This is a genomic window from Xanthomonas sp. F4 (assembly GCF_011761895.1).
On sequence record NZ_JAASQX010000007.1, the window covers coordinates 61214 to 77504 of the forward strand.

Consider the following 16291-nt stretch of genomic DNA (forward strand, 5'->3'; position numbering starts at 1 on the left):
CGCAGCAGCGCCAGGACCTTTGATGGGCATACGGCAACGTCGCGCGGGCTCAGCGGTGACGTTGCTGGATGTGGCCCGCCATGCGGGCGTGTCGCCGATGACTGCTTCGCGCGTGATCAACCGCCACCCGCGCGTGAGCGCGACCATGCGCGAGCGCGTCGAAGCGTCGATCCAGGCGCTGGGCTACCGCCCCAACCTCGCCGGCCGTTCGCTGCGCACCGCAGGACTGGCACGCATCGGCGTGCTGTACAGCAATCCCAGCGCGGCCTACCTCAACCAGTTCATGCTCGGCGTGCTCGAGCAAAGCAGCCTGGAAGGCTGCCAGGTGCTGGTGGAAAAGAGCGACGACAGCGACAGCCAGCGCGCCGCCACCGAACGCCTGCTCGATGCCGGTGCCGATGGCCTGATCCTGCCGCCACCGCTGTGCGATGCGCGGCAGACCATCGCCGAACTGGACGCGCGCGGCATCCCGCTGGTGGCGGTGGCCACCGGCGCACCGATGCCCGGGGTCAGCTCGGTGCGCATCGACGACTACCAGGCCGCGTGCGCGCTCACCCAGCACCTGCTCGACCTGGGCCACCGCGACATCGGCTTCGTCAGCGGCGATCCCGGCCACACGCCCAGCGCGCTGCGCAGCCGCGCGTTCTTCGACACCATGGCCCGGGCCGGGCTGACGGTGGCACCCGAGCGCGTGGCCGAAGGCATGTTCACCTACCGCTCCGGCCTGCTCGCGGCCACCGCGCTGCTGCAGGTCACCCCGCGCCCCAGCGCGATCCTGTGCAGCAACGACGACATGGCGGCGGCGGCGCTGGCGATCGCGCACGGGCTGCGCCTGCGCGTACCCGAGGATCTGTCGATCGCCGGGTTCGACGACACGCCGGTGGCGACCACGATCTGGCCGGAGCTGACCACCATCCACCAGCCGGTCGCGGCGATGGGCGGGGCGGCGGTGGCGCTGCTGCTCGGCGAGATCCGCCAGCGCCGCGACGGCCTGGCCAGCCGCGGCACCCACCAGATACTCGACTACACCCTGGTCACGCGCGGCTCCACGGCGCCGCCCGCACCGCGCTGATCGTCGTCACGGCGCGACAGGCAATGCCTCACGCGCGCGCGCCGGACCACGTCGACCTGGGCCACGCCGAGCAGGCCGGTCAACGGCACCGCGGCGCGCCGCTGCTGCGGGTCCGCGACCAGGTCCTGACCGCGTAGCAGATCCAGCAGCCGCTCCGCCAGCGGCATGACCATGTGTCGTCCCCAGCAGCGCTCGGCCGCGTGCCCGAACGGCAGATAGCCCGGCAGCGCATCCGGATCCAGGCCATCCCAGCGTTCGGGGCGGAACGCGTCCGGCTCCTCCCACAATGCCGGATCGCGATGACTGAGCAAGGGCAGCACCAGCACGTCGTCGGCAGCGCCGATGCGCGGGTCCAGCGCGCCGTATTCCGGCGAGGCATTGCGCAGGATGTTCCAGGACGGCGGCAGCAGGCGCAGGGTTTCGTAGAGGATGTTGCGGTTGGACGCGTTGGCGTCGAACGGCGACCCCAGCCACAGCGCGTTGGCGACCAGGGTGGAAATGGTGAAGCACACCGGCGCGGCGGTGCGCCGGTACAGGCCCATGGCGTCGCGGCGCTCGCGGTAACTGCCGGCCGCGGACAACAGGGTCGCCAGGGTCGAAGCATCGTCGCCTGGGGCCAGCGGTGCGAGCGCGCCGGCGGCGATCACCGCCCAGGTCAGCCGCGGGGTCAGTTCCAGCGTGCGGTCCATCAGCAGGCGCAGCCGCCATGGATCGCCGCCGAGCAGCAGATCGCGCAGATAGACGTGGCCGACGTGCGGCCACGGGCCGGACAGGTCGAGCGTCGCGGGCACCGGACGCTTCAGCGCCTCGCGCACGTCGCGGCCGATCGCTTGCATCAACTTTGCCGCTTCGCTGCGCGCGATCGAACGGCCGTGCAGCGGCTTGAAGGTCGGCCGTTCGTGTTCGGTGGCCGGCCGCGCCGCGAGCAGGCGGTCGCTCAGCGCGGCGCCGGCGACGCCGATGGTGTCCGCGTCCAGGCGGAACGCGTCCTGCCCCAGATGCGTGCGCAGCAATGCCTGCAGACGCGGCGCGAACACGGTGGCGCGCGCATCGCGGTCGACCATGATGGCGGACATCCCGACTCTCCCGAAGCATCGGCGCCCGGCGAAGCGCATCCGCCGGACACCGGCCGCACGGCTCGCCGTGCGGCAAGACACGCAGCGCTCAGTACCAGATGTACCAGGCGTACGACTTCAGCGGCTTCTTCGACGACAGCAGGTGCTTGATGGAGAACAGCAGTTTCATGAGCGACATCTCCGCAGGAGTGACGATGACCCTTTCGGGGGAACTGCACGGTCGTGCTGATGCGCATCGCACGAGGCGCGGCCTCATGGATGCGCCTGCGCGACGCTACGCCGCCGACGCGCGCCCCGCAAACCCGAAACCGGCCGCCGCGCACACTATCGCGTAGCCAAATGCAGCGAGCGCTCAGGGCGTGACGCCGTGCTCAGCGCGTCACGTGGTCGTGCGGATGCCGGCTGCGCCAGGTCCCCAGCAACACCGCCGTGGCGGCGGCGACGTTGAGGCTTTCCACCGCGCCACTGCCCGGGATCGACAGACGCAGGTCGCAGGCCTGCGCGAAGTCGCGGTCCATGCCGTCGCTCTCGGCGCCCATCACGTAGACCAGGCGTTGCGGCAAGGCGGTGGCGAACAGATCGTCGCCGCCGTCTACCAGCGTCGCCGCGAGGGCGAAGCCCGCGTCACGCAATTGCGTCTGCGCCTGCGCCGTGGGGGGCAGCCGTACCAGCGGCACCGCCTCGGCGCCGCCCTCGGCCACGCGCGCGGCGGCACCGGACAGCGCCAGTGCGGCCTGCTCCGGCAACAGGATCGCGCCCACGCCGAAATGCGCCGCCGAGCGCAGGATCGCGCCGAAGTTGTGCGGATTGCCGACGCCATCCAGCCACAGCGCCATCGCCGGTCCCGGCGCCAATGTCTGGAGCCAGTCGGCCAAGGCCAGCGGCGCGACACGCAGCACGTCGGCGACCACGCCTTCGTGGTGGCTGCTGGCGGCGAGCTTGTGCAGATCGGCCTCGTCCACCACGCGGTAGCCGACGCGGTTGGCCACGCACCACTTCAACAGCGGCTGCAGCGCCGGGATCCGTGCCTCGCTCAGGTACAGCTTGCGGATCGCTTCCGGCCGCCGCGCGTACACCGCACGCACGGCGTTGAGGCCGTAGAGGCGCAGTTCGTTACGGGGCGCTGCGGCTGCCGTACCCTCACCCCCGGCCCCTCTCCCGGGGGGAGAGGGGGGATGCCCCCCGCGCGGGCGGTTGCCCCAGGGCGAGGTCATCGGCGCACGCCCGCGGCGCAAGCGCGCCAGGCCGGGGCGGCGCAGCGGGAACGAAGGGCATGACGCATGGGAATCTCCTGGAAAACGCGGGGGCGCTCGCCACGACGGCGCGCTGTGGGGATTTTCGCTCATCCGCGCGCCGTCGGCTGCCCCGACGTGCCAATCGCGGTGCCGGCACTTGTCTACGCTACGCCACGCAAAGCGCTACCCGTATTCCGGCAGGCACCGTGAAGCAGTTCGCCCTCGCCCGGCATCATGCAGGATTCGCGGCGACACATGCGCAAATCCGACAAGCGCGGCACGCGTATCGGGTCCATGGTCGCGGCTCCTTCCGCGACCACGCAGGCCTCCTCGACCACAGATTCCCGCGCCACTCGCTTCGCAGACGGGATGCCTGCGATCACCTGCGCCTGCCATGCGCGCGCAGCTCCGCGGCCTCCCGAGAACGCACTCCGCATTCTCACGACAAGGCGACTCCCATGCACTCCGACATCCGTCCGTTTTCCTCGTCCGCGCGCCGCCTGGGTGGCGCACTGCTGCTGTTGCTGCCCCTGCTCGGCCTGAGCGCCAGCGCACTGGCACAGACCGCCGCGCCCGACGCCCGGCTTGCGCGGGTCGGCGCCCTGCCCGCCACGCACAAGCCCGCCGACGTACCCGACGACTACGTGCAGACGCCCTTCGGTTACTTCGCACCGGCCTGCGTGCGCCAGGTCCAGCGCAGCGAGCGCGTGCTCGCCGACGGCCGCCTGCAGCATGCCGATGGCGTGCGCGAACAAGCCCAGGCCTGCGCCCAGGACAACTTCATGCCCAATGGCATCCGCGTCCATCCCGACGGACGCGGCCTGGATGGCAGGCAACTGCGCGGCAACGCCGCGCTGCGGGCATCGAGCGCACACGGCGCGGTGCCGCCGCCGATCACCCACGACTGGGTGCAATCGGCCATCGAGGTGACCGGCAACAAGATGGGCCGCATCGTCGCGCGCTGGACCGTGCCGCAGAACCCGACCAACGTGGCGCAGCAGACGGTGTACTTCTTCCCGGGGCTGCAGAGCGACGATCCGACGATCCTGCAACCGGTACTGGGCTACCGCGGCTACAACAACAGCTGGGACCTGAGCAGTTGGAACTGCTGCCAGGACGGCATGGTGTGGCACAGCGACTTCATTGCGGCCAAGGCCGGCGACCAGATCGTCGGCGACACCTACGCGACCTGCAACAACGGCCTGCCCTGCTCGAACTGGAACGTGGACACGCGCAACGTCACCACCGGCCAGAGCGTGCGGCTCAGCACCACCTACAACATCAATTCGGCCAGGCACCTGGTGGTGGGCGGCGCGCTGGAGGTCTATGCAGTAGACAGCTGCGACCAGTATCCGCCGGACGGCAGCATCACCTTCGACGCGATCGGCGTGTACGACTACCGCATGCAGCAGGTGACGTCGCCGGCCTGGGCGTCGTACAGCGACAGTTCGGGCCTGGACGTGCAATGCAACTACGCGGTGGATACCACCGCGACCTCCGCAACCATTTCCTACTGAGGCCCAGAGCGGGCAACAAAACGGCTGCGAAGCCACCAGGCACGCGCGGACGGCGCTCGGAACTCGTGTACCACTTGCATACTGCGGTTCCTCCGCGCCATCGGCACCCACCAGGCGGCTGCTCGCGACATTTTGTCAGCCAGGCTTGGGCCTGCCGCGCGTCGCTCACCGCGAGCGACGCGCCGCTCAGGCCGCCGGCCAGGTCCGCGCGAACAGCCGCAGGTCGCGCGGCTGTCCGTCACGCAACGACAACTCGCGACGCGTGCCGATCTCGGCGAAGCCGCTCTTCTGCAGCACGCGCGCCGAAGCGGCGTTGTCCGGCAGCACCAGCGCTTCGATCCGCTGCAGGCGCAGCGCCGGCACCGCCCAGTCCAGGTAGGCGGCGACGATGCGGGTCATCCGGCCATGGCCCCAGTGCGCGCGGCCGAGCCAGTAACCAAGCTCGGCCTGGTCCGGCGCCGGCTGCGCCGCTGGGTGCAAGCCGATGCCGCCACAGGCCTCGCCGCCGATCTCGATCGCCAGCACCGGATCGTTCAGGTCGATCACCTGCCCGCCCAGGAAGGCCTCGCCATCGGCACGCGTGTAGGGATGCGGAAAGCGCCGACTGAGCCCGCGCGCCACCTCGCTGTCGTCGGCATGCCGGACCAGTGCGTCCAGGTCGCTGGGGCGCCAGCGCCGCAGCACGATGCCGTCCAGGTGCAGTTGCAGATCGCGCCAGGGGGCGGCAGCGGCGGTCTCGGACATCGGCGGCTCCTGCGGCAAGGGGCCCCGCAGCATAGCCGCCGGCCGCGGTCGCCGCGGCGTCGCAATCGTCTACGACTGAGGGTTTTACCCGACAGACCAGCGAAAGCCAGGCCCGGTAGACTCCCGCGCCGCACATCGCCCTTCCGTCACCGAGCCGTTCCCCGATGCCTTCCGACACCGCCGCCACGGCCCGCATTCCGATTTTCATGTACCACAACGTGGCCGAGGCGCCGCGCCACCTGCAGGTGTACCGCAGCCTGTACGTGAGCCCCGGCCGTTTCGCCCGGCAGATGCGCCTGCTGCAGCGGCTGGGCTACCGCGGCGTGTCCATGTCCGACGCCATGCCCTACCTGCGCGGCGAACGCGAGGGGAAGATCGCGGTGGTCACCCTGGACGACGGCTACCTGGACAACCTGCAGGCGGCGTTGCCGGTGCTGCAGCGGCTGGGCTTCACCGCCACGGTGTACATGGTCAGCGGCTGCATCGGCCGCCACAACGTGTGGGATGCGCAGAAGCTCGGCATCGAGAAGCCGCTGATGAACCTCGCCGAGCTGCGTCAGTGGCGCGCCGGCGGCATGGAAATCGGCGCGCACACCCGCTCGCACCCGCACCTGACCGGCTGCAGCGATGCGGCCCTGCGCGAGGAGATCGGCGGCTGCAAGCGCGAGCTGGAGGACCTGCTCGGCGAGGCGGTGCCGCAGTTCTGCTACCCCTACGGCGATGTCGACGACCGCGTCGCCGACGTGGTGCGGGAGGCCGGCTACACCGCCGCCACCAGCACCCGCCGCGGCCGCGCGCTGGCCGGCTCGGACCCGATGCGTTACCCGCGCATCCAGGTCGCGCGCCATCACCTGCTGCCGCAGTTCGCGCTGCGCGCGTTCACCGCCTACGAGGACCGCCGCGGATGAAATTCCTGTTCGTCGGCACCAATCCCGAAAACACCGGCGCGGCCACGCATTTCGTCGCGCTGGCGCAGGCGCTGGCCGGCGTCGGCCACCAGGTGGAGGTCATCGCCTGCGAGGGCGGCCTGATCGCCGACGAGTTGCGCCGCAGCGGCATCACCGTGCACGTCGGGCACTTCCGCAACGTGCTCGATCCCGAGGGCTACGGACCGCTGCTGCGGGTGGCGCGGCGCAGCCGGCCGGACTGGCTGGTCGGCAACTTCGGCAAGGAGTACTGGCCACTGCTGCTGGCCGGGCGCGCGCTGGGTATCCCCGTCGCGCTGTTCCGCCACCGCACGCCGTCGATGAGCGCGCTGTCCGGCTACGCGATCCCGCGCCTGGCGGCGCGCTTCTTCGCGGTGTCGCACTACGCGCGGCAGGCCTACCTGGAATGCGGCGTGCCCGAGGCGCTGGTGCAGGTGCTGTACAACCCGGTGACCATGGAACGGCTGCGCCCGGATCCGGAACGCGGCCGCGCCATCCGCGCCGCGCAGCGGTTGCCCGAGGACGCGATCGTGCTCGGCTACAGCGGGCGCATGCACGCCGGCAAGGGCATCTTCCCGTTGCTGGAGGCCGCTTCGGCGGCGATGGCGCAGGAGCCGCGGCTGCACTGCCTGTGGCTGGGCGACGGCCCGGACGCGGCGCAGCTGCAGGCGCAGGCCGCGGCGCAGCCGCACGGCGAGCGCCACCGCTTCGTCGGCTGGGTCAACGACACCACGCCGTACTACAACGCGATGTCGATGCTGGCGTTCCCGTCGCTGGCGCCGGAAACCTTCGGCCGGGTCTCGGTGGAGGCGCAGGCCAGTGGCGTGCCGGTGCTGGCCAGCCACGTCGGCGGCACCGCAGAGACGCTGGACCCCGGGGTCAGCGGCGAACTGCTCACGCCCGGCGACGTGGACGGCTGGCGCGACGCGATCCTGCGCCTGTGCGACAGCGAACGCCGCCAGCGCATGGGCCAGGCCGGGCGCGACTTCGTGCAGCGCCATTTCGGCGGCGCGGTGATCGCCGCGCAGTTCGTGCACCTGCTGCAGCAGCCGCGCTGCGCGCCGCGACCGCTGGCGCCGTCGCGCACCGATCCGGCCTGAGCGAACCGGCCTGCACGCCGCCGCCCAGGCGTGGCCGCCGACCGGCGGCGTCTACGCTTCCAGTGGCTGCAGACGCTGCTGCACCGCATCCGGCGAGCGGGTGTACGGCGCCAGCAGCGCGCGCGTGGCGCGGCCTGCGCCGCGCCCGTTCGGCGTGCTTAGCGCGGCGCGCCGGCGATGTGCTGCCGCTCGCGCAGCGCACTGCACAGGCGAATGGTTTCGGCGGTCTGCGCCAGGCCGCGGTCGGCGCCGCTGAGCGCCTTCAGGCGCGGCGTGAAGAACGCCTCCAGTCGATCCGCTTCGGCGGCGTCGCAGCCACCGGCGGCGGCCAGCGCCGGCAGGCGGCCGCCGTCGAAGGAACCGGAGCGCGTCACGATGCGATCGAAGTGGGCCGTGTACCAGGGCCACATCGAGGCATGCGTCGCCGGCTCGGCATGCCCGCCCATCAACAGGCTGGCCATCTCGCCGACCTTGATCGCATCGGTCAGGGCGAAATCGCGCACCTTCTGCAACTGCTGCGGATCGCGCACGGCACCGAGCGCGGCGATCATCGCGTTGCGCTGGGCCGGCTCGCCATGACCACGCAAGGCCGCGATCAACGCGTCCACCGCCGGCGCACCGCGCTCCTGCACCGCCACGGTCAGTGCTGCGCCGAGCAGATCCGGGTTGGCGGCGGCGAACTCCAACGTGCTCCCCTTGCCGGCCAGCACCGCATCGCCCTGGGCCAGCAGCGCCTGCCGCACCGCCGGCACGCCCATGGTCACGCCGAGCAACTCGGCCAGGTTGGAGCGCAGCGCCACATCCTCGTCGCTATCGCCGGCGCGGCGCTGATAGCCAAGCGCCTGCAGGCGTGCACCGAACGCGGCTTCGGTCGCCAAGCGCAGCGCATCCCGTTGCGCCTCGTCGCGCGCCAGCACCCGCCAGATCCACGCGATGCGATCGTTCATCGCGGTGGCCACCGCCGTGGCCTTGGCCGGCGCCAGTTGCCGCATCGCCGCGATCACGTCGGCGGTGTCGGCGTCGCCGGTGCGGAAGGCGCTGTCGATGGCATCGGCGTAGGCCAGCTTCTCGGCGTCGTCGATCGCATCGAGATGACGGCCGAGCGCGGCCAGTTGCGGCTTGGGCAGGGCGAAGCGGTAGTAGCCGGTGCCGCCGGCGTTCGGCATCACCCAGCTGTCGGCATCGGCATCGGCGCCGGCGAGCGCGAGGCGGCCGTCGCTGGCCGACAGCATGTGGCAGGCGCGGCGCACGCCCTGGCGCGTGCCGTACTTGACGCACACCGGCACGCCCCAGGTCTGCGCGGCGCTGCCGCGCGAGCCCAGCGGCAGGAAGCGCTGCTGGTGCAGTTGCAGCACCGCACCGCCCGACGCCGGCTGCAGCCGCGCCTGCAGGTAGGGCACGCCCGGCTGATCGAGGAAGCTGCGGAACGCGGCCTTGAAATCCTCGCCCTTGCCGGCGGCGGCGGCGATGGCGTCGACCAGATCGTCGGCAGTGGCGTTGCCGAAGCGGTGCGCGCGGATGTAGCTGCGCATGCCGCTGCGGAAGGTGTCCTCACCGACGAACTGCTCGAACATGCCCAGTACCGCGGCGCCCTTGCGGTAGGTGATGCTGTCGAAAGCGGTCTCGATGTCGCCGTTACCGGTGATCGGCTGGCGGATCTTGCGTGCGCTGACCAGGCTGTCGTTGTTCATCGCGTCCTGCGCGGCACTGATGCGGTCCAGGTCGGCGCGGTACTGCGGACGCAGGCGCATGGTGATCTTCTGCTGCATCCAGGTGGCGAAGGCCTCGTTGAGCCACAGGTCGTTCCACCAGGCCATGGTCACCGTGTCGCCGGTCCACTGGTGCGCCAGTTCGTGCGCGGTGACGTTGAACGAGCCCTCGACGTTGTGCCGCGGCGAATCGTCGTCCAGCAGCAGCAGCCAGTCGCGGAAGGTGACGAAGCCGGGGTTCTCCATCGCGCCGGCGGAGAAGTCCGGCGCGGCCACCAGGTCCAGCTTGTCGAACGGGTAGCCGAAGTCGTAGTAGTCCTCCAGCGCGGCGATGATGTCCGGCGTCTGCTGCAACGCGCGCTGGATGCGCGGCCCCTGCCCGTGCGCGGCCACGCCGCGCAGCGGAATCGACTGCGGGCGCTGCGGCGTGGCCGGCAGCGCCGGTCCGTCGACCACGTCCCACGGCCCGACCGCGTAGGCCACCAGGTAGGTCGGCAGCGGCACGGTCTCGGCGAAGCGCACCGTCTTCCAGCCCTTGCCGGCCGGCTCGGTGGACTCGGCGCGGGTATTGGCCAGCGCCTGCTCGCCATCGGGCACGGTCAGGCGCAGCGCGAACGGCGTCTTCAGCGCCGGCTCGTCGAAGCCGGGAAAGGCATAGCGCGCGCTGATCGGTTCCATCTGCGTCAAGGCGTAGGCATGCCCCTGCGCCTTGACCTGGTACAGACCCTGCAGCTGCTGGTTGAAGGGCGCGCTGTAGACGATGGTAAGGGTCAGCTCCTGCGGCTGCAGGGTGCGCCCGAACGCGATGCGGGCCACACCGGCCTGTGCATCGGCCTGCGCGTAACGCACCGGGAACGCGGCGCCGTCGGCGGTGCGCAGCGTGGCCTTGCGCACCCGCAGCTCCTTGCCGTGCAGCCACAGGTGGTCGGAAGCGCGCTCCAGGCGCACGCGCAGGGTGGCGGTGCCGTCGAAGTCGGTGCGCTCCGGATCGACCTTCAGGTCCAGCGCATAGTGCTCGGGCACCGCCCAATCCGGCAGGCGCCCGCTCGGCGCCGCATCGGGCGCCTGCGCGCAGGCCGCGCCGCAGCACAGCGCGAGGACGGAGAACAGCACGCGACGGGACAGAGCTGGCATGGATGGGTCTTCGCCGATGAGGAGGGCGACGACTTAAGCATGCGCGGAAGCGACTGTCACGTGATGACGGTCAGTGGGACAACACTAGCGCTCGCGCGGGGAGCAGTTCGTCGTAGGAATCAACTGCCATGCAGCCGCGACGAACGATTCCTGCTGTGCACCCACCCTTGAAAGGCGTCGGGACTGAAGTCCCTCCCACAGTGCACTCGGCCAACGTATCGCAAGTCCCGGCAGGCGTCGTTCCGCACGCGCGAACGGCGCCTGCGGCTGCTGCGGAGACCAGCGGTGTTGCGTGCCCACCACGATCAACAGGCGACGTGTGCCACCAAGTGCAGCGCATTCGCTTTGCTATCGCTGTTGCTTCGGCTTTGACTTGCCGGGTTCCCTTCCGCAAGGCAGGGCGCGCTTGACCAGCCTTCGGCTGAGGTGAAGCGCTTCTTTTGATTACCTTTTTCTTTGCGCGAGCAAGGAAGCGCTTCTCAGCAGCCGAAGGCTGATCAAAGTAACTCGCCCGCAAGGGCGAAAGCCGTTGCTATTGCTCATTTTGTTGCGGCGGCAGTTGGATTGTAGGAGCGGCTTCAGCCGCGACCGGACTTTACCGGGAAAGCCTGGTCGCGGCTGAAGCCGCTCCTACAAAGGCGCTACAGGGGCACGGCGACATGATCGACACCGGCACGCCAGCGGCAAAACCCCGCTCCCGCCTCAGTCCTGCAGCCCCAGCGCCGCCAGCACCTGCGCGGCCAGCGCTTCGGCATTGTCGCCATCGGCATGCAGGTGCAGCTCCGGCCGCTCCGGCGCTTCGTACGGCGAATCGATGCCGGTGAAGTTGGGGATCAGGCCGGCGCGCGCCTTGGCGTACAGGCCCTTGATGTCGCGCGCCTCGGCCACCGGCAGCGGGACGTCGACGAACACCTCGAGGAATTCGCCCTCGCCGAAGCGCTCGCGCGCCAGTTGCCGCTCGGCGCGGAACGGTGAGATGAAGCTGACCAGCACGATCAGGCCGGCGTCGGTCATCAACCTGGCCACTTCGGCGACGCGACGGATGTTCTCGACGCGGTCCTCGTCGGTGAAGCCCAGGTCGCGATTCAGGCCGTGGCGGACGTTGTCGCCGTCGAGGATGAAGGTGTGGTAGCCCAGTGCGTGCAGGCGCTTGTCGACCAGGTTGGCGATGGTCGACTTGCCGGCGCCGGACAGGCCGGTGAACCACAGCACCTTCGGCGTCTGTCCCTTGATCCGCGCGCGCGCGGCCTTGTCCACGTCCAGGTGCTGCCAGTGCACGTTGCCGGCGCGGCGCAGCGCAAAATCCAGGGTGCCGGCGGCGACGGTGGCATTGCTGTGGCGGTCGATCAGGATGAAGCCGCCGAGTGTGCGGTCCTGCGCGTACGGGGCGAAGGCGATCGGCTGGTCCAGCGCCAGGTTGCAGTAGCCGACCTCGTTGAGTTCCAGGCGCTTGGCCGCCAGCCGCTCCTGCGTGTTGACGTCGATGCGGTGCTTGATCTCGGTGACGCTGGCGGCCACGGTGCGCGCGCCGATCTTCAGCCAGTACGGGCGGCCGGGCAGCAGCGCGGCATCGTCCATCCACAGCACGTGCGCGGCGAACTGGTCGGCCACCTCCGGCGGATCGCCGGCGGCGGCGATCACGTCGCCGCGGCTGACGTCGATCTCCTCGGTCAGGGTCAGCGTCACCGCCTGCCCGGCCACCGCGCGCGGCACCGCTTCGGCGCCGATCAGCACCTGCGCCACCTGCGCGCGCCGCGCCGACGGCAGCACCACCACCGCATCGCCGGGCTGCACCGCACCGGCCGCCACGGTGCCGGCGAAGCCGCGGAACTGCGCGTGCGGGCGGTTGACCCACTGCACCGGCAGGCGCAGGCCGCTGTCGCCGCCGCGCGCATCCAGCTGCACGCCTTCCAGATGCTCGAGCAGCGCCGGACCGGCGTACCAGGGCATGCGCGGCGAGCGCTGCGACAGGTTGTCGCCCTCCAACGCGGACAGCGGAATGCACTGCACGTCGGCGATGCCCAGTTGCGCGGCGAGCGCACGGTACTCGCTGGCGATGGTCTCGAACGTCGCCTGATCGAACTCGACCAGGTCCATCTTGTTGACCGCCAACACCACGTGGCGGATGCCCAGCAGGGCGACGATGTAGCTATGCCGGCGGGTCTGGGTGAGCACGCCCTTGGCGGCGTCGACCAGCACCACCGCCACGTCGGCGGTGGACGCGCCGGTGGCCATGTTGCGGGTGTACTGCGCATGCCCGGGGCAATCGGCGACGATGAACTTGCGCCGGTCGGTGTCGAAATAGCGGTAGGCCACGTCGATGGTGATGCCCTGTTCGCGCTCGGCGGCCAGGCCATCCAGCAACAGCGCATAGTCGATGGCCCCGCCGCGGGTGCCGTGGCGCTTGCTGTCGGCACCGAGCGCAGCCAACTGGTCGTCGAACAGCCGCTTGCTGTCGTACAGCAAGCGCCCGATCAGCGTGCTCTTGCCGTCGTCGACGCTGCCGCAGGTGATGAAGCGCAGCAGTGGCTTGTGTTCGTGTTGTTGCAAGTAGGCGGCGACTGCGTCGCCGCCTACGGGATTGGAGATTCGGGATTGGGGATTCGTAACAGCGTTCCCTCCCGACACCGCATCCGTCGCCGAACTGCGCTCTTGCGAATCCCCAATCCCGAATCCCGACTCCCGGCCCATCAGAAATATCCCTCCACCTTCTTCTGCTCCATCGACGCGCCTGGATCCTGGTCGATGATCCGGCCCTGGCGTTCGGAGGTGGTGGCCTGCAGCATCTCGGCGATGATCTTCTCCAGGGTGTCGGCCTGCGACTCGATCGCGCCGGTCAGCGGGTAGCAGCCGAGGGTGCGGAAGCGCACGCGGCGCAGTTGCGGGGTTTCGCCGGGACGCAGCGGCAGGCGCGCGTCGTCGACCATGATCAGTGCGCCGTCGCGCTCCACCACCGGGCGTTCGGCGGCGAAGTACAGCGGCACCACCGGGATCGCTTCGCGATAGATGTACAGCCAGATGTCCAGCTCGGTCCAGTTGGACAGCGGGAACACGCGCACGCTTTCGCCTGGATGGATCCGCGGGTTGTACAGATTCCACAGCTCCGGACGCTGCTGCTTGGGATCCCAGCGATGGTGCGCGTTGCGGAACGAGAACACGCGCTCCTTGGCCCGCGCCTTCTCCTCGTCGCGGCGCGCGCCGCCGATGGCGGCATCGAACTTCCACAGGTCCAGCGCCTGCTTCAGCGCCTGGGTCTTCATCACGTCGGTATGCACGCTGGCGCCGTGGCTGAACGGGCCGACGCCCTGGGCGACGCCGTCGGGATTGATGTGCACGCGCAGTTCCACGCCGGTCTCGGCGGCGCGGCGGTCGCGGAAGGCGATCATCTCGCGGAACTTCCAGCGCGTGTCCACGTGCAGCAGCGGGATCGGCGGCAGCGCCGGCGCGAACGCCTTGAGCAGCAGGTGCAGCAGCACCGAGCTGTCCTTGCCCACCGAATACAGCAGCACCGGGTTGCGGAATTCGGCGGCGACCTCGCGCAGGATGTGGATGCTCTCGGCCTCGAGGCGGTCGAGATGGGACAGGGGTGACGAACTCATCGAGACGGCGGCGGCAGGCAGTGGAGACCGGACCGAAGCGTAGCAGCGGTCGTGGCAGTCGGGCCGGCAGTGTGCGTCCGCTGGCCACTCGGCAGAAATAAGCCCCGGGCATGAGCCGATAACCCCTGTTCCTTTCTGCCCCGCGCAACGAATCCCTAACATCGGTCATCCCTTCCTCATACATCGGACCGGCCATGACCGCCGCCTCGCCCGCGTTGCCGCCCAGCCCCTTGCCCGAGGAGCGCAAGGCACTGCTGGCGCGGACCGTGGAGGGCCTGGACGCGGCCGGCCTGTGGTGGCTGTCCGGCTACGCCGCCGGCCTGGCCCAGGCGCAGGGTCCGGCGACCCCGGCGCTGGCCGTGGTCGCCGGCGCCGCCGCGGCCCCCTCGCCCGCACCGCAGTTGAGCATCGTCTACGGCAGCCAGACCGGCAACGCGCGCCGCGCCGCCGAACAGGTGGCCGCCGAGGCCGAAGCCGCTGGCCTGGCGGTGCGCCTGCTGCGCGCCGACGCCTACCCCACCCGCGAGCTGGGCAACGAACGCCTGCTGTACGTGGTCATCAGCACCCAGGGCGAGGGCGACCCGCCGGACGATGCGATCGGCTTCGTCGAGTTCCTGCAGGGCCGGCGCGCGCCGAAGCTGCCGCAGTTGCAGTACGCCGTGCTCGGCCTGGGCGATTCCAGCTACGCCGATTTCTGCGGCATCGCCCGGCGCCTGGACGCGCGCCTGGCCGAACTCGGCGCGCAGCGGCTGCTGCCGCTGGGCGAGGCCGACCTGGAGATCGAGACGGTGGCGGCGCCGTGGCGCGCGCAGGCGCTGGCGCAGGCACGCGGCGTGCTGGGCCGCACGCCCGCGGCGCCATCGGCCACGGTGACGCCGCTGCGCGGCGCCGCCGCCGCGACGTGGAGCCGCACCCAGCCGTTCGCCGCCGAGGTGCTGGCCAACCAGCCGATCAGCGGCCGCGACTTCAAGGGGCCGCGCTACGCCGCGCACGGCCAAGCCGACAAGGACGTGCGCCACCTGGAACTGTCGCTGGCCGGCAGCGGCCTGCACTACGAACCCGGCGATGCCCTGGGCGTGCGCCATCGCAATCCGCCCGCGCTGGTCGAGGCGGTGTTGACCGCGACCCGACTGGACGGTGACGTCGAATTCACTGCCGATGGGCAGACACTGTCCCTGCACGAGTGGCTCAGCGGCCACCGCGAGCTGACCCGGGCCTCGCGCCCGTTGCTCGCCGCGGTGGCCGAACGCGCCGGCGCGACCGCGCTGACCGAGCTGCTCGACCCCACCCAGACCGCCGGCCTGGCGGCGCTGCTCGCCGATCACCAAGTGATCGACGTGCTGCGTCGCTGGCCGGCGGATTGGGACCACGCCGCGCTGCTGCAGGCGCTGCGGCCGATGGTCCCGCGGCTGTACTCGATCGCCTCCAGCCAAAAGCGCGTCGGCGACGAAGCCCACCTCACCGTCGACGTGCTGGCCTATCACGCCCACGGTCATGCCCATGGCGGCGCCGCCAGCGGCTATCTGGCCGCCTTGGCCGAAGGCGACAGCGCGCTGGTCTACATCGAACCCAACGAACGCTTCCGGGTGCCGGCCGACGGCGGCCGCGACATCCTGATGATCGGCCCCGGCACCGGCGTGGCGCCGTTCCGCGGCTTCGTGCAGGAGCGCGCCGAAAGCGGCGCCAGCGGCCGCAACTGGTTGTTCTTCGGTGCCCGCCACTTCAACCGCGATTTCCTCTACCAGGCCGAATGGCAGCAGGCACTGCGCAGCGGCGAACTGCACAAGCTGGACCTGGCGTTCTCGCGCGACGTGCAGCCGCTGCGCGGCACCGCCGCGCCAGCCAAGGTGTACGTGCAGCAGCGCCTGCGCGAACACGGCCGCGCCGTCTACGACTGGCTGCAAAACGGCGCGCACCTGTACGTGTGCGGCGCCATCGCCATGGGCAAGGACGTGCACGCCACCCTGCTGGAGCTCGTCGCCGAACACGGCGCCCACAGCCCCGAAGATGCCGCCGCCTACCTCAGCCAACTGCAGCGGGAGGGGCGGTATGCGCGCGATGTCTATTGAGGCCGGGATTTGGGAGTCGGGATTGGGGATTCGTCGAAGCGGCGATCCGCGCGCCTGTTGCTGTCGAAGGCTTTGATCCGTCAGCACACGTCTGCTCGCTCCACCAATCC

12 protein-coding genes and 1 other RNA gene are annotated in these 16291 nt (G+C 70.6%); 6 read left to right on the forward strand and 7 right to left on the reverse strand.

Features of this window, described 5'->3' with window-relative positions:
* Positions 1-22 precede the first annotated feature (22 nt).
* A complete protein-coding gene (locus FHR66_RS18265; RefSeq protein WP_456361780.1) occupies positions 23-1072 on the forward strand; it encodes a LacI family DNA-binding transcriptional regulator in 1050 nt (349 codons plus the stop codon).
* On the opposite strand, the gene FHR66_RS18270 is transcribed toward FHR66_RS18265, so the two are convergent.
* The 3 genes from FHR66_RS18270 to FHR66_RS18275 form a co-directional block, all read right to left on the reverse strand.
* Positions 1024-2148, reverse strand: coding sequence for a cytochrome P450 (locus FHR66_RS18270; RefSeq protein ID WP_160967641.1), 1125 nt, complete (start codon positions 2146-2148; stop codon positions 1024-1026). The two genes, FHR66_RS18265 and FHR66_RS18270, sit on opposite strands and share 49 nt — an antisense overlap.
* An 88-nt stretch (positions 2149-2236) precedes the next feature.
* Complete coding sequence (locus tag FHR66_RS21185) at positions 2237-2326, reverse strand: tryptorubin family RiPP precursor (RefSeq protein WP_017911958.1); 90 nt, start codon at positions 2324-2326, stop codon at positions 2237-2239.
* A 193-nt stretch (positions 2327-2519) separates the two neighbouring features.
* Positions 2520-3362: a TrmH family RNA methyltransferase gene (locus tag FHR66_RS18275; RefSeq protein ID WP_160967639.1), complete on the reverse strand. Its 843-nt coding sequence runs from the start codon at positions 3360-3362 to the stop codon at positions 2520-2522.
* Positions 3363-3841: 479 nt separating this feature from the next.
* On the opposite strand from FHR66_RS18275, the gene FHR66_RS18280 reads away from it, so the two are divergent.
* Together FHR66_RS18280 and FHR66_RS18285 are read left to right on the forward strand one after the other, a co-directional pair.
* Positions 3842-4900 carry a hypothetical protein gene (locus FHR66_RS18280; RefSeq protein WP_160967637.1) on the forward strand — a complete coding sequence of 353 codons (1059 nt, stop codon included), beginning with the start codon at positions 3842-3844 and terminating at the stop codon, positions 4898-4900.
* Positions 4901-4965: 65 nt separating this feature from the next.
* A non-coding RNA gene (locus FHR66_RS18285) (sX9 sRNA) lies at positions 4966-5041 on the forward strand.
* A 45-nt stretch (positions 5042-5086) separates the two neighbouring features.
* Here FHR66_RS18285 and FHR66_RS18290 read toward each other — a convergent pair.
* The gene (locus FHR66_RS18290; protein WP_160967635.1) at positions 5087-5644 is read right to left on the reverse strand and encodes a GNAT family N-acetyltransferase; all 558 of its coding nucleotides are present in this window, start codon (positions 5642-5644) and stop codon (positions 5087-5089) included.
* A gap of 164 nt (positions 5645-5808) precedes the next feature.
* On the opposite strand from FHR66_RS18290, the gene FHR66_RS18295 reads away from it, so the two are divergent.
* Positions 5809-6552: a polysaccharide deacetylase family protein gene (locus FHR66_RS18295; RefSeq protein WP_160967633.1), complete on the forward strand. Its 744-nt coding sequence runs from the start codon at positions 5809-5811 to the stop codon at positions 6550-6552.
* Positions 6549-7670, forward strand: a complete 1122-nt coding sequence (locus FHR66_RS18300; protein ID WP_160967631.1) for a glycosyltransferase family 4 protein — start codon at positions 6549-6551, stop codon at positions 7668-7670. The genes FHR66_RS18295 and FHR66_RS18300 overlap by 4 nt, the downstream gene beginning before the upstream one ends.
* A gap of 158 nt (positions 7671-7828) precedes the next feature.
* Here FHR66_RS18300 and FHR66_RS18305 read toward each other — a convergent pair whose 3' ends face one another.
* From FHR66_RS18305 to cysD, 3 genes are all read right to left on the reverse strand, one after another.
* Complete coding sequence (locus tag FHR66_RS18305) at positions 7829-10513, reverse strand: M1 family metallopeptidase (RefSeq protein ID WP_160967629.1); 2685 nt, start codon at positions 10511-10513, stop codon at positions 7829-7831.
* A gap of 702 nt (positions 10514-11215) precedes the next feature.
* Entirely contained in the window at positions 11216-13204 is a 1989-nt protein-coding gene (gene cysN, locus FHR66_RS18310; RefSeq protein WP_160967627.1) for a sulfate adenylyltransferase subunit CysN, read from the reverse strand.
* On the reverse strand, positions 13204-14112 hold the full coding sequence (cysD, locus tag FHR66_RS18315; protein ID WP_160967625.1) for a sulfate adenylyltransferase subunit CysD: 909 nt from the start codon (positions 14110-14112) through the stop codon (positions 13204-13206). Before cysD ends, cysN begins: the two co-directional genes overlap by 1 nt.
* Positions 14113-14306: 194 nt before the next feature.
* On the opposite strand from cysD, the gene FHR66_RS18320 reads away from it, so the two are divergent.
* Positions 14307-16181, forward strand: coding sequence for an assimilatory sulfite reductase (NADPH) flavoprotein subunit (locus FHR66_RS18320; RefSeq protein WP_160967623.1), 1875 nt, complete (start codon positions 14307-14309; stop codon positions 16179-16181).
* Positions 16182-16291: the final 110 nt, after the last annotated feature.